24 protein-coding genes are annotated in these 20,598 nt (G+C 33.4%); 18 read left to right on the forward strand and 6 right to left on the reverse strand.

The window, feature by feature from the left end; translation table 11 throughout:
- Positions 1-194 precede the first annotated feature (194 nt).
- The gene (gene fabI / locus BFA01S_RS15105; RefSeq protein ID WP_066232314.1) at positions 195-968 is read left to right on the forward strand and encodes an enoyl-ACP reductase FabI; all 774 of its coding nucleotides are present in this window, start codon (positions 195-197) and stop codon (positions 966-968) included.
- A 61-nt stretch (positions 969-1,029) separates the two neighbouring features.
- On the opposite strand, the gene BFA01S_RS15110 is transcribed toward fabI, so the two are convergent.
- The gene (locus BFA01S_RS15110) at positions 1,030-1,947 is read right to left on the reverse strand and encodes an EAL domain-containing protein (protein ID WP_066232317.1); all 918 of its coding nucleotides are present in this window, start codon (positions 1,945-1,947) and stop codon (positions 1,030-1,032) included.
- A gap of 193 nt (positions 1,948-2,140) precedes the next feature.
- Here BFA01S_RS15110 and BFA01S_RS15115 point away from each other — a divergent pair, with 193 nt between their 5' ends.
- Positions 2,141-2,638 (forward strand): CotO family spore coat protein, encoded by a 498-nt coding sequence (locus BFA01S_RS15115; RefSeq protein ID WP_066232320.1) that lies wholly within the window; start codon positions 2,141-2,143, stop codon positions 2,636-2,638.
- Positions 2,639-2,673: 35 nt separating this feature from the next.
- On the opposite strand, the gene BFA01S_RS15120 is transcribed toward BFA01S_RS15115, so the two are convergent.
- The 3 genes from BFA01S_RS15120 to BFA01S_RS15130 all read right to left on the reverse strand — a co-directional run bounded on the left by BFA01S_RS15120 (position 2,674) and on the right by BFA01S_RS15130 (position 5,539).
- Positions 2,674-3,150 (reverse strand): CotY/CotZ family spore coat protein, encoded by a 477-nt coding sequence (locus BFA01S_RS15120; protein WP_066232323.1) that lies wholly within the window; start codon positions 3,148-3,150, stop codon positions 2,674-2,676.
- Between the two features lie 125 nt (positions 3,151-3,275).
- The gene (locus BFA01S_RS15125) at positions 3,276-4,427 is read right to left on the reverse strand and encodes a glycosyltransferase family 2 protein (RefSeq protein ID WP_066232326.1); all 1,152 of its coding nucleotides are present in this window, start codon (positions 4,425-4,427) and stop codon (positions 3,276-3,278) included.
- Between the two features lie 161 nt (positions 4,428-4,588).
- Positions 4,589-5,539, reverse strand: coding sequence for a Gfo/Idh/MocA family protein (locus BFA01S_RS15130; RefSeq protein ID WP_066232328.1), 951 nt, complete (start codon positions 5,537-5,539; stop codon positions 4,589-4,591).
- Positions 5,540-5,670: 131 nt separating this feature from the next.
- Here BFA01S_RS15130 and BFA01S_RS15135 point away from each other — a divergent pair, with 131 nt between their 5' ends.
- The 15 genes from BFA01S_RS15135 (at position 5,671) to spoVIF (ending at position 17,030) form a co-directional block, all read left to right on the forward strand.
- Entirely contained in the window at positions 5,671-6,606 is a 936-nt protein-coding gene (locus tag BFA01S_RS15135) for a glycosyltransferase (protein WP_066232330.1), read from the forward strand.
- Complete coding sequence (locus BFA01S_RS15140) at positions 6,606-7,283, forward strand: DapH/DapD/GlmU-related protein (RefSeq protein ID WP_066232333.1); 678 nt, start codon at positions 6,606-6,608, stop codon at positions 7,281-7,283. The genes BFA01S_RS15135 and BFA01S_RS15140 overlap by 1 nt, the downstream gene beginning before the upstream one ends.
- Positions 7,284-7,389: 106 nt before the next feature.
- On the forward strand, positions 7,390-8,688 hold the full coding sequence (locus BFA01S_RS15145) for a D-glucuronyl C5-epimerase family protein (protein ID WP_066232335.1): 1,299 nt from the start codon (positions 7,390-7,392) through the stop codon (positions 8,686-8,688).
- 18 nt (positions 8,689-8,706) lie between these two features.
- The gene (locus BFA01S_RS15150; RefSeq protein WP_066232338.1) at positions 8,707-9,957 is read left to right on the forward strand and encodes a glycosyltransferase; all 1,251 of its coding nucleotides are present in this window, start codon (positions 8,707-8,709) and stop codon (positions 9,955-9,957) included.
- A 281-nt stretch (positions 9,958-10,238) separates the two neighbouring features.
- On the forward strand, positions 10,239-11,537 hold the full coding sequence (locus BFA01S_RS15155; RefSeq protein WP_066232341.1) for a nucleotide sugar dehydrogenase: 1,299 nt from the start codon (positions 10,239-10,241) through the stop codon (positions 11,535-11,537).
- 26 nt (positions 11,538-11,563) lie between these two features.
- Positions 11,564-12,658: a DegT/DnrJ/EryC1/StrS family aminotransferase gene (locus BFA01S_RS15160; protein ID WP_066232345.1), complete on the forward strand. Its 1,095-nt coding sequence runs from the start codon at positions 11,564-11,566 to the stop codon at positions 12,656-12,658.
- Positions 12,659-12,779: 121 nt separating this feature from the next.
- Complete coding sequence (locus BFA01S_RS22020; RefSeq protein ID WP_082800016.1) at positions 12,780-13,394, forward strand: hypothetical protein; 615 nt, start codon at positions 12,780-12,782, stop codon at positions 13,392-13,394.
- 15 nt (positions 13,395-13,409) lie between these two features.
- The gene (locus BFA01S_RS15170; protein WP_066232350.1) at positions 13,410-13,625 is read left to right on the forward strand and encodes a hypothetical protein; all 216 of its coding nucleotides are present in this window, start codon (positions 13,410-13,412) and stop codon (positions 13,623-13,625) included.
- Positions 13,626-13,947: 322 nt separating this feature from the next.
- Complete coding sequence (locus tag BFA01S_RS15175; protein WP_066232352.1) at positions 13,948-14,364, forward strand: spore coat protein; 417 nt, start codon at positions 13,948-13,950, stop codon at positions 14,362-14,364.
- Between the two features lie 27 nt (positions 14,365-14,391).
- A complete protein-coding gene (locus tag BFA01S_RS15180; RefSeq protein WP_066232355.1) occupies positions 14,392-14,688 on the forward strand; it encodes a hypothetical protein in 297 nt (98 codons plus the stop codon).
- A 91-nt stretch (positions 14,689-14,779) separates the two neighbouring features.
- Complete coding sequence (locus BFA01S_RS15185; protein WP_066232358.1) at positions 14,780-15,280, forward strand: spore coat protein; 501 nt, start codon at positions 14,780-14,782, stop codon at positions 15,278-15,280.
- 373 nt (positions 15,281-15,653) lie between these two features.
- Positions 15,654-16,004: a DUF1360 domain-containing protein gene (locus BFA01S_RS15190; protein WP_066232361.1), complete on the forward strand. Its 351-nt coding sequence runs from the start codon at positions 15,654-15,656 to the stop codon at positions 16,002-16,004.
- A 202-nt stretch (positions 16,005-16,206) separates the two neighbouring features.
- Positions 16,207-16,419 carry a hypothetical protein gene (locus BFA01S_RS15195; RefSeq protein WP_066232363.1) on the forward strand — a complete coding sequence of 71 codons (213 nt, stop codon included), beginning with the start codon at positions 16,207-16,209 and terminating at the stop codon, positions 16,417-16,419.
- 94 nt (positions 16,420-16,513) lie between these two features.
- Positions 16,514-16,642 (forward strand): YjcZ family sporulation protein, encoded by a 129-nt coding sequence (locus tag BFA01S_RS22025; protein WP_082800019.1) that lies wholly within the window; start codon positions 16,514-16,516, stop codon positions 16,640-16,642.
- A 133-nt stretch (positions 16,643-16,775) separates the two neighbouring features.
- Positions 16,776-17,030, forward strand: a complete 255-nt coding sequence (spoVIF, locus tag BFA01S_RS15200) for a sporulation-specific transcription regulator SpoVIF (protein ID WP_066232366.1) — start codon at positions 16,776-16,778, stop codon at positions 17,028-17,030.
- 23 nt (positions 17,031-17,053) lie between these two features.
- Here spoVIF and BFA01S_RS15205 read toward each other — a convergent pair whose 3' ends face one another.
- A complete protein-coding gene (locus tag BFA01S_RS15205) occupies positions 17,054-19,333 on the reverse strand; it encodes a UvrD-helicase domain-containing protein (RefSeq protein ID WP_066232369.1) in 2,280 nt (759 codons plus the stop codon).
- A gap of 123 nt (positions 19,334-19,456) precedes the next feature.
- On the opposite strand from BFA01S_RS15205, the gene BFA01S_RS15210 reads away from it, so the two are divergent.
- Positions 19,457-19,714 (forward strand): hypothetical protein, encoded by a 258-nt coding sequence (locus tag BFA01S_RS15210; RefSeq protein ID WP_066232373.1) that lies wholly within the window; start codon positions 19,457-19,459, stop codon positions 19,712-19,714.
- A 12-nt stretch (positions 19,715-19,726) separates the two neighbouring features.
- Here BFA01S_RS15210 and BFA01S_RS15215 read toward each other — a convergent pair whose 3' ends face one another.
- Positions 19,727-20,401 carry a DUF421 domain-containing protein gene (locus BFA01S_RS15215; RefSeq protein ID WP_066232376.1) on the reverse strand — a complete coding sequence of 225 codons (675 nt, stop codon included), beginning with the start codon at positions 20,399-20,401 and terminating at the stop codon, positions 19,727-19,729.
- Between the last annotated feature and the right edge of the window lie 197 nt (positions 20,402-20,598).

Consider the following 20,598-nt stretch of genomic DNA (forward strand, 5'->3'; position numbering starts at 1 on the left):
TCGCTGATAAAAAGGGAAAGTCGCTGATAAAAAGGGAAAGTCGCTGATAAAAAGGGAAAGTCGCTGATAAAAAGGGAAAGTCGCTGATAAAAAGAAAAAAGTTCCCTGTAAATGATGTGTGAGATAGCGTATTAGCTGAGAGAATGATATAATTATAACCAGCTACTAATAACTCGTAATAAAGGAGGATTCTTATGAATTTATCACTTGAAGGTCGTAATATTGTCGTTATGGGTGTTGCGAATAAGCGCAGTATCGCTTGGGGAATTGCTAAATCATTACATGACGCTGGAGCAAGACTTATTTTTACATATGTAGGGGAACGTTTAGAAAAATCAGTTCGTGAGCTTGTTGAATCATTAGAGCGTAAAGATTCTATTGTACTGCCTTGTGACGTAACGAGTGATGAAGAAGTTCAAACATGTTTTACACAAATTAAAGAAGAAGTTGGTACAATTCATGGTGTTGCACATTGTATCGCTTTTGCTAATAAAGAAGAGCTTCAAGGTGAATATTTAAATACAACCCGTGACGGTTTCATGCTTGCACATAATATTAGTGCATACTCACTTACAGCTGTTGCAAAAGAAGCAAGAGGTCTTATGACTGAGGGCGGAAGTATCGTTACATTAACATATTTAGGCGGAGAGCGTGTCCTGCCGAATTATAATGTAATGGGTGTGGCAAAAGCATCATTAGAAGCAAGTGTTCGTTATTTAGCAAGCGACTTAGGAAAAGACGGCATTCGTGTAAACTCTATTTCTGCTGGTCCAATTCGTACACTTTCTGCAAAAGGAATCGGTGATTTTAACTCTATTTTAAAACAAATTGAAGAACGTGCACCGCTTCGCCGTACGACAACTCCAGAAGAAGTTGGCGATACAGCTGCATTCTTATTCAGTGACCTTGCAAGAGGTATTACTGGAGAAAATATTCATGTTGATTCTGGATACCATGTTATTGCGTAATTAAGAAAAGAATGCAAAAATAGACAGGCATAAATTTCATGCCTGTCTATTTTTAAAAATATTAGGAGAAAGCAAGTTCACTCGCTTTTACTCTCTTCACTTCTGTAACACCACGTAAGAAAATAATTTCATCTTCTATATGAACCTCAACAGTTTTTCCAGTTTTATTGTAATTTTCTTTTAGTGCTTCTAAGCAATTTGATGCGCTTTCTGTTATTCCTTTGACTGGGTTCATAGGTCTAGCTAGAAAAAATCCCTGACCGTAATCAATTCCAAGCTTCATCACTTTCTCTAATTCTTCTTCTGTTTCAATTCCTTCAGCAATTACTTTACTGTTCATTTTATTAGAAAATGTTACAAATGCCTCCAGTATACTTTCTTTCACTTCATTTTGGTCAATGCCACTAACAAGTGAACGGTCAACTTTAATATAATCCGGCATAATTTCAGAAATAGCTTGAAGGGAGGAATAACCTGCTCCAGCGTCATCGATTGCGATTTGAAATCCCTGTTCCCGGTAATGATTTAACACACATTTAAACGCTGTAAAATCACTGATTGCGCTTCGTTCTGTAATTTCAAAAACAATATCTCTCGGTGTTAATGAATATTCCTTTAACAAAGAAATAGTATGACCGGGATTAAAATCTGTATCATAAATTACTTCTGAATTTAAGTTGATAAAGAGCTTCCCATGTTTAATTGACTTTTTGCTTTCCTCAAAAGCGAGTTCACGTGCAATTTTTTCTAATGGATATAAAAGTCCCTTGCTTTTAGCGAAAGGAAATAATGTGGAAGGACTATGAAAATAACTATCCTCCGGTCCTCTTGATAATGCTTCATAACCGTATGTACAGCCAGTTTGGAAATGAACAATAGGCTGAAATTGTATCGTTAAACTTTTATTATTCAGGATGTTTAGAAACTCTGCTGTATTTGATGTATGTTCTTCTAAAAGATGCATATTAAAATTAATCATTTTTTCTCCTTACTTATAAAATAAAGCTCATAATTTATATATTTAACAATACCAATTAATTGTTAAGCGAATTTTAATTTTTTGTAAAGTTAACTTGTTTTCTTATGATTTGAAAATAGGCACATTAACTAAATAATGAACATAAACTGTAATGACTGTTAAAGTGAAGAATGATTTTCATGGAGGGAAATAGATGAGCAAAATTAAAAATGATTATTCAGCAAAGCCGCTTCTCTACATTATTCAGCCGGAACAAGAGGGAATCCAAGCAAAAATGCAAGCACTGGTTATAAAAAAGCCTCAGAAACAGGTGGAAGAACGAGAAGTGGAATCTATAGAAGCTGTAGAAGAAAAGCCGGAGATGCCTATTGAAACTCCTTCAATAATTGAAAATGTGGAAGTGGAAAAAATCAAAGAAGATATAGAAGAAGAACAGGAAAAACCTAAAAAGAAAAGAAGAGAAAGAAAGTCAATTTCAGAAATGAGCATTCCTGAGAAAGTACAATTTTTTAAGGCATTACCAAAAACAATGCCAAAGTCTCTTTGTCTAATTGAAACCAACGAAGTGAAATATCGGGGGCTTATTATGGGGGAAGAGAACGGGATTGTAACAATTCGTTCCTTACAGCATTCTGATGCTGTAACTATTCATATTGATGAGATTAAGGCTATTAGTATATTAGGATTTTAACCAAAAAGACTGCTGATTTCAGCAGTCTTTTTTATTTATTTTGAATGTTTCTTATCAAAAGTACGGCATACTAATTCAGGTGATAAGCATTGAATTGCACAGAAGCAGTCAAGGTCTACTTCAACACAGAAGTCTGTCTTTTCAAGTGCAAAGAAATCCGGATCACATGGATCAGATACATGATGTGTGTCTCCACATTCATCAATCGGACGTAATAATGATAATGTTGCACAGCAGTTTTCTAGACGTTCCACACGGAAAAAGATTGTTTTGAAGCAAGTCATATCGCCTTTGAAGCCACCCACATTACCGAATGCTTTGAAGAGATCTCCTTTTTTATCGAATACAATAAATGGAATTGTATCTCTGCCTGGGGCAGATGCTGGGTTTAATAAATTGCTGTAGCAGCTAGTTGAACAACCAACGATTTCTTCAACAGCTTCCTGTTCTGCTAAAATTTGCTCAACAGCATCACATATGCAGCCATGATCATGTTTACCTTTACAACCCATTAAATTTCATCTCCTTTAAAAATAGTTATTTGACTTTAGTCTTTAACAGAGTATGTGTTTTCTCCCTAGTTGGTGTGGGTATACGTCCAAAATTGAATGTTGAGGGCTTTTCTTTTTTGAGGAAGTTATTGAATATATTTCAAGTAATCATTCCATTTTGAATAATATTTCTTCGTAATACTAGCTTGATGCTGTCTTGTATTATAAATAGTAAAGTCACAATACAGCAGTCTTCCGAAATTAATAAGCTCTCTTAAAACAGATACATCTTCGTATAACCTTCCATTTTCAAAGTGAATAATGGGAAATCCGCCTATAGCGTTTAAAGTAGATTTTTTATAAATTCTCGGACCTAGAGGAAATGAATATGAAAGTAATTCGTCTTTATTTCTGACTTGTTTTCCTTTCTTTATATACATAAATTTAACACCAAATTCTTCAATTTGTTTCCAATTCCTCAAATTCCCATAAAGGATAGAAACATCTTCAGAAATAGTTTTTAAATAGTTTTTTATAGTGAAGACAGCATCGGGATCAAGCCAGTCATCGGCGTCAAGTTCTAAAATATAATCTGAAGTAACATAGGGCAATGCATAATTTAGTGCTCTGGCCTTTCCCATGTTTTTATTTATTGAAAGCAGTTTGAAATTAGGTATATGTTTCCAAGTTTCGAGATGTTTTATTGAATTATCAGTTGATCCGTCATCGACTACTAATAATTGATCAGCCAGTTCATTTTGCAAAAGACAAGAAGAAACAGCTGTTTCTATATAGTTTTCCATATTGTAATTTGCGATTATAACTGAGAGAGTTGGTTTTCTCGTTTCATTGCTTGTCTTCTCAAGATGATATTTATTAATAAATTCCATTTTTTTTATTGAATTTCTAGTATACTGCTGTCTAGTTACTTCCTTGTCTAAAGATATCATTTTGCAATCACAATTTTCTTTAAGCCAAGCATAAAGAATAGCCTCTTTAAAAGGAATTTGATGCTTTAAAAAAAACCTTGTTTGCTTTAAGAAACTTGTTCTTACTATAAATGGGCATTCTATTTCAATATTTTTGAAATGCTGGGGAGCGGTAATAACAGAATACCGATCATTTATAAAAGAATTTTTAAGTGAAGAGGTGAGAAATTGATGGTTATTGAGAAATAAAACAAACTGGCTTTGAATTTTAGGAATGTAATCATTTAAACTGCCGCCGAGATCTTCATTTTTAATATTAATTATTTCTGTATTCAGCTCATTAGGGAGACCCTTTAAAGAAAAAAACATATTTTTATTTTTGAAGATAGTTATCCTCTTTATTAAAGGATCAAGGAGGTGTAATGATAGTACTGCTTTTTTTAAAAGTGTTGGACTATCGTAATTTATTATTAGAACATGGATGTCTCTCAGTTTTAGCCCTCCCTAAATTATAATAAGGAACGGAACTGTTATTTAAAATCTTTCTTGATGAAATTACTTATTTTATTGCAAATATTTAATAAGTAAATTCCATCTTCACCAGGAACAGAAGGAGGTGCACCGTTTTTAATACAGTTTAAAAAATCGATTAATTGATTTTCTAAAGAATTATAATTTTGAAATGTAATAGTTTCACAAACTTTCTCTAAAGGATGTTCCTGCAATGACTTTATATAATGATGGGGAGATTTAGTAATCTCGATCTTTTTGTTTAACAGATTAACTGTGATAAAGGCATTTTCCATAATAATACGGATAGTTCTAATTTTTTCAGCAGACATGAAGCTTGCGGTTAGTTGAGCAACAGTTCCATTGTTAAAATCGGCTAATACAGAAGCATGCCTCGTTTTTTGATTAATGATATGACCGATTGCATAAAATTTCTTCATTTCCTCATTTAGTAATTGATGAAGAATATATAAATCATGAATCATTAAGTCATGGATAACATCAACATTTGAAAGTCTTTGATCATAAGGATTCATCCTGTGAATATCAATAGCTATAATTTTCTCATTAACTAAAAGCTGCTTTAATATATTAATCTTAGGATTAAATAATTCAATATGACCTAATTGGAGAATGATACCTGCTTCTTTTGCTTTCTTGACTAAAATTCTAGCCTCTTCTTCATTGCTTGTAATAGGTTTTTCCATCAGCATATGCACATTATGCTGAATACAGGCTAAGCCGGTTTCAAAATGATATTTGGTTGGAACAGCAATGCTGACTGCGTCTACTTCTTTAAGAAGATCTGTTAACAGCTGAAACTGTTTTACATTATATTTAAGGGCTATTTCTTTGCTTCTTTCGTAATCATTATCATAAATACCGATCAGTTCACACTCATTTGTTAAAGAGCCATACGTTTTCACATGATTTTCGCCCATTTTTCCTGTTCCGATTACCCCAATTTTCATAAAATCCCTCCATTCTATATAATCTTCCAATCTATCTTATGTCTCGTGTTTTAAGCAGGGATGGGCATTGAAATTAGAATACGTGAATTTTGGCGTTTGTTCCGCTGGAAGAAAGGAGAGGAGATTCTTAGTTGTTAAATTTATTAATGATCGCTGATGATACATCAGCTGCATTAAATAGGAACTATTATTATTTAGAAGAGGAATTAAAAAAGCTGACTAACCTTATGATTTGGCGCGAATCAGGAAGACTAGGAAAAATTATTAGTAAACTCCCGGTTAATCCGGATTTTATTTTAATAATAAATGATATTGGGAAGGGAATTTCTCCAGTTATAAAAGACTTTCATACAGTAAATATTCCAACTGGATTGATTGTAAATGATGTTCACAGATTTACAGAACTAAGAAGAAATTTCATTAAAAGAAATGGAAATTTATATATTTTCTCAGTAGTACGCGATAAGTTTTATGAAATATACCCGGAATATAAGCATAGAATGAAATTGTTTCCTAATTTTGTTAATACGAACCTGTATAAAGATTACAGGTTAAACAGGAATATAGATTTATTAATGATGGGAGCAGTAAATGAGGTGTACCCTTTAAGGAAAGCTATCCTGACTGCTTATGAAAATGATCCGAATTTCATTTATCATGAACATCCAGGTTACCGGAATTTTAAAAAAAGTGAGGAAAATGAGCTCCCCTTAGGTGAAAAATATGTGATGGAAATTAATCGGGCTAAGCTTTTTTTTACTTGTCCTTCTATTTATTATTATCCGGTAAAGAAATATTTTGAGGTTCTTGCTTGTAAGACACTTTTACTTGCACCGACTTTCAAGGAGCTTGAAGATCTTGGTTTTCTTCCGGATTATCATTTTGTAGCAATTGATTCTTCTAATTTTAAAGAAAAGGCTCATTATTATCTTTTTAATAAAAAGGAAAGGGAAAGAATAGCTGAAAATGGCTATCATTTCGTAAATGAAGAGCACTCAGTGGGGAGAAGGGCAAGAGGGCTTTTAAATATGATTGAAAGCATCCTTTTGAAAGAAGGGAGAAACTAATGTCTAACATACCTAAATGCATGAAAGCCGGGGAAAATACTGTTATTGAGGCAGGAGCTGTCATTGGAAAAAACGTAGTTATCGGTCATAATACAGTCATTTTAAAAGGAATAAAAATTGGTGATGACGTGGAGATTGGTGCTAATTGTGTACTGGGGATTGAACCCCGCCAAAGCGGAAGAATGAGAAAAATAAATAAAAGCAATAAGGACCTCGTTATTGGCAACGGTACGAAAATAGGTAACACAGTGTCCATTTATACGAATACAGTTATTGGAGAAAATGTATTTATCGCTGATCATGTAAGCATTAGGGAGAATGTTTCTATTGGTAAAGGTACTGTAATCGGAAGAGCTGCCATTATTGAATTAAACACAGTTATCGGAAAAAACTGTACAGTTCAAACACTTGCATATGTGACTGGTGATACCATTTTAGAAGATAATGTTTTTATCGGACCATGTGTCTCAATGTCCAATGATAAGTATATGGGAGCAAGGGAATATACACTAAAAGGGCCGGTCATTAAAAAAGGAGCAAAAATCGGAAATAATGCATCTCTTTTACCTGGTATTACAATTGGAGAAGGAAGTATAGTTGGAGCGGGATCAGTGGTAACAAAGGATGTTAGTAATAATGAAGTAGTTGCTGGAGTTCCAGCAAGGAAAATAAAGTAGAGAGGCAGATATTACCTCTCTTTTTTTGTGAAGATAACATAAGGCCCTATCATTTCAAATTTTTTAGAATAACATAAAAAGAATATTAATTGGTAAGGAGAATGTCATGAACGAGAAAATGCCAAAATTTACGCCACGTTTAGAAGCTGTAAGTAAAGATAAATATAAAATTAAATTTCTGGATGATAGCTATCCAGGAAAGGACATGGGAAATAAAGTAGCATGTCATCCGATTTATGGAGTTTATGTCATTAGAGATTACTTATTTCAGTATAAAAAAACGGGAGATATCAAGTATAAGCAAGCCGCAGAGAAAGTTACCGATGCTACAATAAAAAGAATGGAATATTATAAGGATTCACTTGTATTTTGGTATAAAAAAGAAAGTGTATTTAATTCCACAAGTAAAGAATATTATTCTGCTCTAACCCAGGCTTACTATACAGAGGTCTTTGCGGAAATGGGAAATTTAACAAATGACACGAAATATAGGGAGGCAGCAAAAGCAACATATAACAGTTTGAAAATTCCAGTATCTGAGGGAGGGGTTTTCCATAATTGTTCAATGGGACCGAGTATTCAGGAATATCCGATGAATCCAAATGGCTATGTATTAAATGGATGGTTTTCTGCCCTTTCTTCTATTAAAAAATACTCTGAAATAACTGGAGATAAAGATGCTGAGAGCTTTTGGCGTGAAAATCTAAAGACCATAATTAAAATGCTTTCTTTATATGATGCACCACATGTATCTAATTCCCGTTATGCGTTAAACGGAAAAGCAGTAATTAAAATCTCTGCCCCGTCCATTAATTTAGAGTTACAAGATATTAGTCTATGTGTTCCAAAAGAAAAAAGTTATACGCTAACTGTAGATTCAAATAAGAATTACGAAAATTTTATTGAGCGTTCCTCGGTCGAAGAAAAGGGAAAAAAAGTTTTTACTAAAAATTACTCTGCATTATTAAAGGTATTACTTAGCAGATATTCCTATCCCCTTGAAAACGAGATTGCAATTAGGTTAATGAGTCCGAAAAAAGGTAAACTAAATTTCTACATTGCAAGTTCTCCATATTCCCCTACAAAAATTAGAGAGTCTCAGAAAAGTCCTTATACTTTGATTGAGACAGTTGATCTTAAACAGGGATTAAATGAATTTAGAGTAAAACTGCCATGGAAATTATTAAAGGATATTGGCTTCCCAACAACATTTAAACAATTTGGTGATAAATGGCATAATGTGTATCACTTTATTCACATTAATAGATTAGAAGAATTTTATAAAGAAACAAAAGAAAATGATTTATTATATTATGCAACTAAATGGAAAGAGTATGTGGATAAATGGCCGAACATGAATATTTATAAAAGATTGGAAAAAGGACCTTATGGAAAGGATAAATAATTGCTCTGGAGGTTAAAAATGAAAAAGAAAGTATGTATACTTGTCCACACTCATTCATTCCTGGACTCAAGAATTTTTAAAAAAGAAGCAATATCATTACAAAAAAATGGATACGATGTCACTATGATTGTTCCACGAATAAAAGGTAAATTATTTGATATTGATAAAAAACCTTTTGATACACAATTTTTAGAAGAATCTTTCATTCATGAAGGTATTAAAATCATTACTTACAATTTACAAGATTTTAGACCCCCAGTTGACTTAATGCAAAGTCATATTGACGAGATGGATTATACGCAATTTGATAACCCGCTTACAAATATCGGATTATCCGTTGATGCGGATATATATCACGCACACGAAATGGGTTCGTTATATGCTGGAATAGGTATAAAAAGGACATTACAAAGAACAAAGCAAAAGCATGTCAAATTAATATTTGACAGTCATGATCTTATTCCAGACCCCTTGGATAATAAAACAATACTAAAAGAGAATAAAGTTAAAATGCTAAGACTTTTAAATAGAATGCTTCATGAAATTGATTATATGATTACTGTCTCAGAGTCAATAAAGTCTTGGTTTCTTGCAAAAAAGCCGTTGCTTCCAATAGAAATTGTTTATAATTCCCCACCGTTAGCTACAGATTACGAAGAGAAAAAATATGATCATGATAAATTAACTGTTTGTTATGAAGGACATATTGCGGACACGAGAAAAGGAAGTAAAGTGAAAATTTTCAAAATGACAAAATTGTGCTCGAATAAAATTGATTTTAATTTTAAAATAATTGGCGGTGTCCTGCATGGGCATTCTTTAACTATTCCGAGCAATTTAAAAGACAGGATACAATTGACAGGATGGGTTGATTACCATTCTATCGCACAACATATGAAAGATGTAGATGTAGGCTGGATCGATTTTGATGAACTGCAGTATTCTCTTAATCGGGCCTACGCACTTCCGAATAAATTTTTTAGTTATTTAAATAATGGTGTACCTGTTGTTGTGAATAAATGTCATGAAATGGAGAACTTCATTAGAGTACACCGTTGCGGACTTGTTGTTAATAAACCAAAAGCAACTGCTAAAGATTATGCTGAAGCTTTTCTTTATTTGCATGAGAATAAAGATAAACTAAGAGAAATGAGTAAAAATGCAAGGAAGATAATGGAGGAAGTATACAGTTGGGAAAATATGGAGAAAAGACTTTTGTTAGTTTATGATTCATTGATTAATAACTATAGCCATCCATTCAGTTTATAAACAAAATAATTTTGGACTTATTCTCCATTAAATTTATAAAACGAGTTTAGTAGACTCGTTTTATAAATTTAGGACGGAAGTTCAAAAGTTGCAGGGCTGGAAGGTCCATTTTGATTAAAAAGGGTGACTGTCTAAGAGCAGTCATTTTTATTTGGGTTCTTCAAACAATACGGTCATGAAAAATAGGAAGTAAGCAGGTCAAAAATCCAATCAATACAATATTTTTTTACATAGTTTAAGAGATGAGAGGGTGAAGAAAATTTAGGAAGAGAGGGAAGGAAATGAAGGAAATTAGTGGACACTTAAGCAGTGTAGCAGTTATCGGTCTCGGAAAAATTGGATTTACATTGGCAGCAGTTTTTGCTAATAAGGGATTCACAGTTTATGGAGCGGATGTAAATGAACAAGTAGTAAATTCAGTGAACGATGGAAAATGCCATATTAAAAATGAACCTGGGCTGGAACAATTGGCACAAAATGCATATAAACAACGTACGCTTTCTGCTACGTTAAATACACCGGAGGCTGTTAAGAAATCAGATGTTGTTATCGTAATTGTACCTGTACTAGTTGATGAACAAAATAATATTGATTATCAGTATATAGATCCGGCAGTCGAGGAAATTGCAAAAGGGATTAAGAAAGGAACTTTAATTATTTTTGAGACGACATTACCGACAGGAGATACAAGAAACAGGTTTGGTAAGAAGATCGAGGAGATTTCAAAGCTTAGAATGGGTGAAGATTTTTATTTAGCGTATAGCCCGGAGAGGGTTTATTCGAATCGTATTATTCAGGATTTGGGAAATTATCCAAAAGTAGTAGGCGGTTTAGATGGGAAGAGTCTTGAACTTGCTTCTGCGTTTTATGAAAAGGCATTAGGTTGTGAATTAATTAAAGTAAGTTCTCTAGAAACTGCTGAATTTTCTAAAGTAGCAGAGTGTGTTTACAGAGATGTGAACATTGCTTTAGCAAATGAGCTTGCAAAATTTGCAGATGATAAAGGTGTCAATATGCCTGAAGTTATTGCTGCAAGCAATAGTCAGCCGTTTTCTCATTTGCATTTTCCAGGGGTCGGTGTGGGAGGACATTGTATTCCTATTTATCCGTACTTTTTTATTAATAAGGGACTAAATAACGGAATAACAAGTATGGCAAGAGAAGTAAATGATAAGATGTCAGACTATGCAGTTCTGCAAATTGAGAAGGAAATAGGTTCTTTAGAAAATAAAAATATTCTCATTTTAGGATTAGCTTTTAGAGAGAATGTAAAAGAAACGACAAAATCATCTACATTGCTATTAATAAAGCATTTACGGGAAAAACAAGCAAATATCTTTTTAAATGACCCGCTATTTAATGAAGACGAAATAAAATCTTACGGTGCTGTCTCTTTAGCGTTAAATGATAAACAGCTATCAGATATCGATGTTTTAATTTTACAGGCATTTCATGAGCAATATAAGGATCTTGATTTTAATTCTTTTAGTAACTGTAAAATGGTTCTGGATGGAAGAAATGTATTAAATAAAGAAGAGATTGAATCTTTAGGTATGAAATATAAGGGCATCGGTAATTAAAATGACGGAAAAGGATTTGGTTCAAGATGATTCCTATGGTTGACTTAAAAGGTGAGTTAGAAATACTCGGTGATCCGATTTTTAAAACGATGAAGGAAGTTTTACTAAGTGGAGAATATATTTTAGGAGAGAAAGGGAAAGAGCTGGAAGAAAAAATTGCTCAATATACTGGTGCTTCTTATGGGATTGGAGTAGGCAATGGTACAGATGCGCTGTATTTGGCACTTAAAGCACTAAATATAGGACAAGGTGATGAAGTAATTACAACTCCATTTACTTTCTTTGCAACTGCTGAAGTTATTGCAGGAGTTGGAGCAAAACCAGTGTTTGTAGATATTGAAGAAGGCACTTATAATATTGATCCAACAAAGATAAAAGAAAAAATTACATCTAATACAAAAGCAATTATTGTTGTCCATTTATATGGTCAAACAGCTAAAATGGATGAAATTTTAGAAATAGCTAAGGAATTCGATTTGAAAGTAATTGAAGACGCATGTCAAGCCATTGGGACGGAATATAAAGGAAAAAGAGTCGGCAGCTTTGGAAATATTGGTTGTTTCTCTTTCTTTCCTTCAAAAAGTCTTGGGGCATATGGGGATGCAGGAATGATAGTAACAAATGAGAAAATTCTTTATGAAAAAATTTGTATGCTAAGAAATCATGGAAGTGAGATGAGATATGTTCATTCAATGATCGGAATAAATAGTAGACTAGATGAATTCCAAGCAGCAATTTTACTAGTTAAGTTAAAATATTTAGATATTTTTCTTCATAAGAGAAGTGAAATTGCAAAAAGATATACAAATGAACTAAACAAAAAGCTAAAAAAACCTCCAATTTTCTGCGACCGTACCCATACATTTCATCAATACTGTATAGAATATGCAAAACGTGATGAGTTGGCATTGTTCTTGAAGCAAAACGGTATTGCTTCTGCTATTTACTATCCAATACCTTTGCATCTTCAACAAGCTTTTGATTATTTAAATTATAAAGCAGGTGATTTTCCAGTTACTGAAAAGGCCGCAAATAATACTTTAGCATTGCCTATTTTTCCATCAATGACCTTTCAGGCACAGGATAAAATTATTTCAACAATCAATAGATTTGTAAAATGATGAATAAAAATAGTCAGTAGAACAATTTCAAAATTATTAATAAAAATGCCGATACAGGCAAAAAAGAAGAGAATATATTAAAAATGAAAGGTTTTAAAATTTAAAAGAAAGGATGATTCTGTTGGCAAATACTCCTAAGCATTCAGAAGCAAGAAAAAGAAGATTAAAAAGAGTGACTGAGCAACTTCGTGAAAGTGTATCCGCCCTATCTGATATCACTGGGAGGGAGAATGATTTTTTAGATTTAGAATGTAAATTGAAAAAAAGAGACAAACACAAACCTTGTCACGATGGACATAAACCTTGTCACCATTGTCATGATGGACATAAACCTTGTCACCATTGTCATGATGGACATAAGCCTTGCCACCATTGTCACGATGGGCATAAGCCTTGTCACCATTGTCATGATGGACATAAACATTGCCACCATTGTCATGATGGACACCATCACCATCATGGACACCATCATCATCACGGACACCATCACCATCACGGACACCATTGTCATCCCAGACCACCTAGACCTCCCTATTCTGGTCCAGCATCAGTAAGAGAATTTCTTGAGGAAAATAGAGGGCGTGTTGTTCAATTAACAATCCCAAATGAGTTGTTTAGTCCGCTGGAAGGTACAGTACTGAGTGTTGAAGATGATTATGTAGTTCTTCTTGAGAGCACTACAGTTCGAAATTTAGTACGGCTTAATAAAATTGAGACAGCTAGTCTAGTAAGGTAAGGAGGATTAGAATATATGTTTAATAGCATACTACTTGATGAATTATCAAGACACATGGGTTCAAGGGTATTAATCGTAACTGATAATTATGAAGGTGAAGGAATATTGATGAGTATTGTAGGAGATTTAATTGTTCTTCATGAAACAGAGGGATATGGTAATGAGACTACTGCAGTAAATATACCAGTCGATGGAATAAACTTTGTAAGAATTCTTTCAACTACTGTGTAATTATGAAGGAGGGAGAGATGAGTTGTTATAATTCATCTCTTCTATATATTTTAGGAGAAATTATATAAAGAGATGAATTATTGGGGAATATCTATTTGATACTTAGTAAGTGTAAGATTTTTTGAATACAAAGCAATCAAGTAAAAATACTAATTAATGATTTTAGGAAAAGCACTACTAGTAATTAAGGGAAATGTGAATGTTGAAAATCTAATCTTATCTTCTGGATATTTTACCTAAAATGGGCTTTAAAACTGTATCTTTTACTTAAACCAAAACTGACTTCTATGCATTATATATAAGTAGGAAAGGAGGGTTTTTTGTGAAACATTTGAACACTCCAGCTGAAATTGAGCAAGACTTTATTTCATCCATTCTTTATGTAGAAGGATATATTACAGCAAAAACAATCCAAACCTCAGGTGATATAATCTACATTAAAAATTCCCATGATGTGAAAATTATTACATTTAATACACAGCAGGCTGCTTCTCTTCATGCGTCTTTGCAAGCTATGATCACTTTGTTTCTCGGTATGATTATTGTAGATAGCAAACATGCAGAAATGCTTAATGAAGAAATAGTAAATAAGTTTACTGTTAAGCAAACCGATAGAAAAGAAATCTTCGTAGAAAATTGTTATCGGGTTACGATCGATTTAAGAAATAATGAGATGATGCACACTCTTCAATTTCTTATAGAAATATTATTTGCCCTAATTTCTGAACTTGTTCTCTGAAAATATCTTTATAAAGGAGGGATGAAAGTGGAAGAAAATAAACAAGAAATGCTATCACCTGAAATGGCTAAGTTAATAGTAAAGCAAATTTTGAATAAGCATAATATAAAAAAGGAAGATATAGGTGAAATTTCTGAAGAGGAAAAAGAGCGTTTAAAAGAGATGGCATTAAATTTTAAATCACAAGTTGACGCTCTTCTTAAAAATCAAAAAAATGATACTAAAGTAAAGAAAGCTAAGTCCGTAGATAAGCTATCTGAAGAGAATGAGCCTCAAAAGAGGATGTCATTGAAAGATAGGATTCGTCAAAGACGAGGCAGATAATCTAAAAATGGTCATATCATCTGGGGTAAATACCTTATGCAAAAGATACCTTTCCTGCATTTAATAGTATTAAATGAAAGGAGGAAAAATAATGGAAGCTAAACGGTATAATTGGTGTGCATTAGAAGACCATTCAGACAAACATCCAGTGAAAGACAAATGTTGTGATGATCATAATCATAGAGGTGACAGATTCAAACCAGGGTTTTTTGATGGTGATGCAGTATTTAATCAAGATGGTGTGAATGTAAGTGAGATCGATCAATTAAATAAAGAGTTAATCTTTATTAAAGATTCTTGTGATATTAAAGTAGATTCTGAGCAATCAAACTTTGCTGCTACAATCCAAGTTGGAGTTAACTTAATTGTATATGTATTATCGATTTTTATCTCTGTAGATGATGCAGAACTTGTGACACAAGAATTATTAAATGCAGCAAAAACTTCCCAAACAAATAAACAAAAAGTAGTTATTATCAACTGTAAAAATATCCATGTAAAAGCAGAAGACTCCAATACAGCATTTACTCTCCAAGTTATTGCAAACATCTTTATTGCAATCCTTACTTTAATTGTAGAAATTGACCTCTAATTGGTAACTTCGACTTTGCTTATTATCAAAGTTTAAAAAAACAAAAGAAATAGGTAATGAAGTTAGATGCTAATCCCGACTAATTCGGGATTAGCAAATTTATAATACCATATCAAGGCTAAGGCATTTTCGAATTAGAAGTTTATTTCGTCCTATCATATTTAGTAAATTTTATCATAATGTATTAAAGGGCTTGTTGGCAGAATCGCTAACATATCAAATATTGGATAAGTTCAATATTTACATATTATAAGGACACGTTGTTCTGATTAAGCATTAAATAAAACTTAATGAGGCCTTCCCAGATTTTAAATTTCTTAGACGTTACAAGTTATAAAATATATTAGGATGAAATTAAAAGGTGTGAACATACATGCTGACTTTTTTGTATCTAATTATTTTTTCCCTTGCTGTATTCAGACTAACAAGATTATTTGTGTTTGATAAAATTACGGAGTTTATTAGAAGGCCATTTCACAATGAAGTAGAAGAAATGAATGAAAATGGAAATGTTGAAACGTATATCGAAATAAAAGGGAATGGATTACGTGCATGGATTGGGGAGCTTTTAAGCTGTTATTGGTGCACTGGTGTATGGTGTTCGGCTTTCCTCTATGGAATATGGCTCATATGGCCTTCGATTACAGAGCCGCTGCTCATCATTTTGGCTGTTGCAGGGGCAGCAGGTATGATTGAGACCATTGTTACGAAGTTATTAGATTAGATTTTATTATTAGAACAAAAGAAAAAGGCTCACATAACATAATTAGTAAGTAAGCTAATTTGTAAAAAGAGAAAGGTTGGGAACGAATGAATAGAAGAAATACGAGTGAAGATAAATTAGCAAATGTGAAAAAAGAAAAGAATGTTTCAGCCGGCAAAAAGAAAGTGAAGAAAAAAGGCTGTGGCTGTGGAAAGAAACGATAATGGGGAATTTAAGTAAAGAATTTGAAAGATTTATTGAAAAGATTTATCAAAGGCATGATAAAATTCAATCTTCTGAAGAAGGAAAAATGAACAGAATGGATCAGAATCTCCAAGAGCTTGAATTAGTGGCAGAGAAGTTTGAACAAAAGATGGAGCGAGCAGCATTTGACATAGAAGAATGGTTGAAAAACAGGGACCGTCACCAAAAATAAAATTTTGGTGACGGTCCCTGTTTCATTCGTCCAAACAAAAAAGGATTTCTTCCATATATTATTATTGACATCAGAGCGAGGGAGGTGAATATACATGGGTTATGGATACTACGGTGGCGGTAACTATGGCGGTGGCGGCTACAATTACGGTGGAAGCACATTCGTTTTAATCGTTGTATTATTTATTCTTTTAATTATTGTTGGTGCTGCTTATTTAGGCTAATACTCACCAGCTAAAGGGAATCAAAAAATAAAGTACGAGTGCTTCAGCTCGTACTTTTAGTTTTTAATAACAGATAAATGCACGTTTTATAACATATTTCATACTATATATCGTGAATTAAGGAGGGTAATGTATGGATAATAAATTTTTTAAAAATGTGGAAAAGAAAACAGGTGTTAATATGAATGATGTTTTCTCTTTAGCAAATTCATTGCAAAATGCGAATTTTAAGGACGAGAAAACAGTTCGCAATGTTATTCAAAGAGTATCACAAATTGCGAATAAAAAAGTATCAAAGCAAATGGAAGATAAAATTGTAAACTCAATTGTGAGCGGCGACCAAAGTTTAGACTTCAATACGATCGCCAAAATGATGAATAAGAAATAATAAAAAAAACCCGGCCCTATCATTTATTTACGGGGCCGGATTTTTTCTGTTAGAAATGAGCGGATAAATCTTGATATAACAGCATTTTTTCCTCTTCGTTCCAATGGAACGGAAATCATTAAATTTCTTTTTGCTCTCGTCATTGCCACATAGAGAAGCCGTCTTTCTTCTTCTAAATGATTAGAATCTCCTTTTCGATGGGAGTCAAGTGAAAAATCATGTGGAATAGAGCCATCAACCGCACCGATAATATAAACATTTTCAAATTCAAGTCCTTTAGAGCGATGGATTGTCATGAGCTGAACACCAGTTTTATGTGTACGATCCTTTTTCAATGCTTTCTGTGTTGCCGTTATATGGTCAGCATGTTCAAGCAACTCATGGACTGTAGAGAATTTCTTTGCAACAACTTTTAAATCATTTATATCATCGGACCCTTTTTCAATTGTATTTCCTTCATTTCCCTGTTTTTTAAGGAAATCATGAAAACCGAGTTCCTTCTCAATTGTAGAAATAGCTTCAAGAGGCTTCAGATTTTTCAATGTTTTTATTTTTGGAACAATTTTCTTTAACTTTGTCAGCTGAAAAGATTTCAGGTCTTCTAATTTCAGTAATGCTTCGATCATTGTACAGTCATGGAGAATAGTAAATGCTTTTAAATCGTTGAGAGCAGCTTGCTTAATAAATAAAGCTCTTAATAAATCACCCATTGCATGAACATCATCAGGATTAATGCTGAGGCGTAAATAAGAAAGAAGACTGCGAACGATTTTTCTTTCATAAAACAGTGCTTGGTCATATTCGATAGCAAAAGGAATATTGGATGCAATTAATCGTTCAAAAATGGCACGGCCTGCAGAATTTGTTCGATACAAAATAGCAAAATCATCCGGCTGGGAGCCGTCTCTTATTCTTTCTTTCATGTCGGTTACAATTACTGTTGCTTCTTCCTCTTCATCAAAAGGGAAGAAGAAAGTTGGCAGCTGTTCAGAGTTCGATTGGGCAGCCATTTTTTTCAGAAAGCGATTTCGATTTTTCTTAATAACTTCATTAGCCGCTGTTACAATTGCATGGTCAGAACGATAATTTTCGCTTAAATTCACTATTTCTGCTTGAGGATAATCATGTTTAAAATTCAAAATAAACTCAGGTTCGCTGCCTCTAAAGCTGTAAATTGCCTGGTCATCATCACCGACGACACAAAGATTTTTTGTATGGTCTGATAGAAGCTTTATCAAATTGTATTGAACAGGATTAATATCTTGGAATTCATCAATGAGAAAATAACGAAATCTTTCCTGGTATGCTTTAAGTAATGACTCGTTATGTAAAAGAAGCTCATAGCATTTTATTAACATATCATCGAAATCAAATTTTCTATTTGCCTCTTTTTTTTCTTCATAATATTTATAAAGGGTGAGGACGCTTTTTTCCCATTCATTAGCTGCTTTAATATTTGTATAATGCTGTAACTGGTTTTTCCATAGACCGATTTGCTGTAAAGCCTGGTCAAAAGCAAAATCTTTTTCATCAATTCCAAATTCTGAACACGCACTTTTTAAATACTGTTCCTTTTGCCAATCCCATTTAATTAAATTTTCTCCTGCCCATTGCTCTCGATTATGATGGAGAAGAATTTTATAAAAAATACTATGAAATGTTCCAGATACGAGATTTTGTCCATACTGTCTGTGATTTGCTGAAATTCTATTTTGCATTTCCCGAGCAGCTTTTGTAGTAAAGGTAACGAGCAGAAGTGATTCAGGAGCGATTTGTTTTTCTTCTATCATATATAGCGTTCTTGTCGTTAAAACCCTTGTTTTCCCGCTTCCAGCTCCTGCAAGCACGAGCAGGGATCCTTCTGTTTTTGTCACAGCTTTTAATTGTTCCTTATCTAAAGAAATGCCATAAAGTTGTGATGATTCCTTCTTTTTATCTTGAAAGGGAGCGGCTATTTTAATTGTTTCTGAGGAACGCCAGCTTGTTAATGGCTGTTCTCTTTCCAGTGTGACAGCTCTTGATTTTGGTAATCGAAATCCGTTTCTCTCTACTGTTTCTTCTTCCAGCTTCGGAGCAGTATTTGGAATTAATGTATGGCAGAATTCCTCGCAGTTTGTATCACTTTCTTTATAAGCATGGTAGAAATGAGGGACTCTTTTTATGCCGAGATAAAGCCTGACTGCCTCACCGCAATGAGCACATGTTATTTTGTCATGAATGCTGGCTTCATAATATTTTTGATAATGTTCACGCGGCAATGTGGATAGAGAAATAATTTCATTCAAGTAATTTGCGTTATTCATGTCAAAGCAACCCCCAATATTTCTCAACAATGGACGAATTATGTTATATAATATAAGTAGTAATACTTTATATTAACAGAACGGTGTAAGTTCGAAAAGAGAGAAGACAGGAGGAGGAGTAATATGGTATTCATTCCACCAATTCAATCTGACGCTTATACACAATATGTTAATCGGTCAGTAGCAGTAAAAAGTGATTACGCATTATTAACTGCGGTATCACCAATCCATTTAAATAAGAAATATTTTGAAGAAGAGCGGAAACATTCTGACAGTCGTAGTTTCTCTAAAATATTAGAGGCGAAGAAAAAACAGCAGGGGGAAGGACATTCTAGCGCCTTCCATTTAGAAACAGGGAGTTTTTTCGATGAATGCATTTAACAGAGGAGAGGACTATAACGATTGAACATGTAGTCCGTCTCCTTCCAGCCATTCGGCATACAAAACATCTTTCGTATGAAGGATGTTTTTTTCTTTTAATCTTTCTGTAAGCCATGTTTCATTAAAGCCAGCTTCCAGTAAATTATCTTTAATGACATTTCCGTCACTGATGAAAGTAATTGGTAAATACACTTTTTCCTGATTAACCATAAGATCCTTTTTCTTTGGGTTTTCATATGTAGATTTCTTTAAAACACTAATAGTTCCATCTGTTTCAAGAATTGCAAACTCAACTTCTCGTAAGGAGAAAACGCCTTTTGAGCGGACTAAATGCTGGAGCTGATTCATATCGAGCTTACTTTTTTTCAGTTGTTCTCTTATAATTTTTCCTTCATGGATAATAATAGTTGGGCTGCCTTCGAGTGGACCGCGAAGCCTATTAAATTTTTGTGTTACTATTTCAAGTAAATAGATGAGCAAACCCCAAATAGTAACAGCAAATAATATCTCAGTTAAACCTGTTTCATTATCATAGATCGTATTTCCTACTAATTCTCCCAGGACAAGAGCTGAAATAAAGTCAAACGTTGTAATTTGTGTAATTTGTGTTTTTCCTAATATTTTTGTCATAATAAAGAGAGCTGTAAAGCCGATTATTAAGTCAACCGCTATTTTCAGAAAATCCATGAAATCACCCTTCATCCATTCTTCTAATATATAGGCTTTCTCAATTTAATAAAATTATGACGAAATTAAAAAAAGAGCTGTCTCTATTTCGAGTCAGCTCTTCGGCTTATCCCAGCTTTAACGGGCAGTAAGACTCCCACTTCGAATTTCTAAGAATTCGAGGGAGGTAAGTGGAGATTAACTGCCCGTAAAGGTCC

Origin of the sequence: Metabacillus fastidiosus NBRC 101226, assembly GCF_001591625.1 — a bacterium.
In the GTDB taxonomy this organism is placed as follows: Bacteria; Bacillota; Bacilli; order Bacillales; family Bacillaceae; genus Metabacillus; species Metabacillus fastidiosus.

Bases quoted from the DNA above. Each gene is read 5' to 3' on its own strand.
- fabI (WP_066232314.1), top strand. From the start codon at position 195: ATGAATTTATCACTTGAAGGTCGTAATATTGTCGTTATGGGTGTTGCG.
- BFA01S_RS15110 (WP_066232317.1), bottom strand. From the start codon at position 1,947: ATGATTAATTTTAATATGCATCTTTTAGAAGAACATACATCAAATACA.
- BFA01S_RS15115 (WP_066232320.1), top strand. From the start codon at position 2,141: ATGAGCAAAATTAAAAATGATTATTCAGCAAAGCCGCTTCTCTACATT.
- BFA01S_RS15120 (WP_066232323.1), bottom strand. From the start codon at position 3,150: ATGGGTTGTAAAGGTAAACATGATCATGGCTGCATATGTGATGCTGTT.
- BFA01S_RS15125 (WP_066232326.1), bottom strand. From the start codon at position 4,427: ATGTTTTTTTCTTTAAAGGGTCTCCCTAATGAGCTGAATACAGAAATA.
- BFA01S_RS15130 (WP_066232328.1), bottom strand. From the start codon at position 5,539: ATGAAAATTGGGGTAATCGGAACAGGAAAAATGGGCGAAAATCATGTG.
- BFA01S_RS15140 (WP_066232333.1), top strand. From the start codon at position 6,606: ATGTCTAACATACCTAAATGCATGAAAGCCGGGGAAAATACTGTTATT.
- BFA01S_RS15145 (WP_066232335.1), top strand. From the start codon at position 7,390: ATGAACGAGAAAATGCCAAAATTTACGCCACGTTTAGAAGCTGTAAGT.
- BFA01S_RS15150 (WP_066232338.1), top strand. From the start codon at position 8,707: ATGAAAAAGAAAGTATGTATACTTGTCCACACTCATTCATTCCTGGAC.
- BFA01S_RS15155 (WP_066232341.1), top strand. From the start codon at position 10,239: ATGAAGGAAATTAGTGGACACTTAAGCAGTGTAGCAGTTATCGGTCTC.
- BFA01S_RS15160 (WP_066232345.1), top strand. From the start codon at position 11,564: ATGATTCCTATGGTTGACTTAAAAGGTGAGTTAGAAATACTCGGTGAT.
- BFA01S_RS15170 (WP_066232350.1), top strand. From the start codon at position 13,410: ATGTTTAATAGCATACTACTTGATGAATTATCAAGACACATGGGTTCA.
- BFA01S_RS15185 (WP_066232358.1), top strand. From the start codon at position 14,780: ATGGAAGCTAAACGGTATAATTGGTGTGCATTAGAAGACCATTCAGAC.
- BFA01S_RS15190 (WP_066232361.1), top strand. From the start codon at position 15,654: ATGCTGACTTTTTTGTATCTAATTATTTTTTCCCTTGCTGTATTCAGA.
- BFA01S_RS15195 (WP_066232363.1), top strand. From the start codon at position 16,207: ATGGGGAATTTAAGTAAAGAATTTGAAAGATTTATTGAAAAGATTTAT.
- BFA01S_RS22025 (WP_082800019.1), top strand. From the start codon at position 16,514: ATGGGTTATGGATACTACGGTGGCGGTAACTATGGCGGTGGCGGCTAC.
- spoVIF (WP_066232366.1), top strand. From the start codon at position 16,776: ATGGATAATAAATTTTTTAAAAATGTGGAAAAGAAAACAGGTGTTAAT.
- BFA01S_RS15205 (WP_066232369.1), bottom strand. From the start codon at position 19,333: ATGAATAACGCAAATTACTTGAATGAAATTATTTCTCTATCCACATTG.
- BFA01S_RS15210 (WP_066232373.1), top strand. From the start codon at position 19,457: ATGGTATTCATTCCACCAATTCAATCTGACGCTTATACACAATATGTT.
- BFA01S_RS15215 (WP_066232376.1), bottom strand. From the start codon at position 20,401: ATGGATTTTCTGAAAATAGCGGTTGACTTAATAATCGGCTTTACAGCT.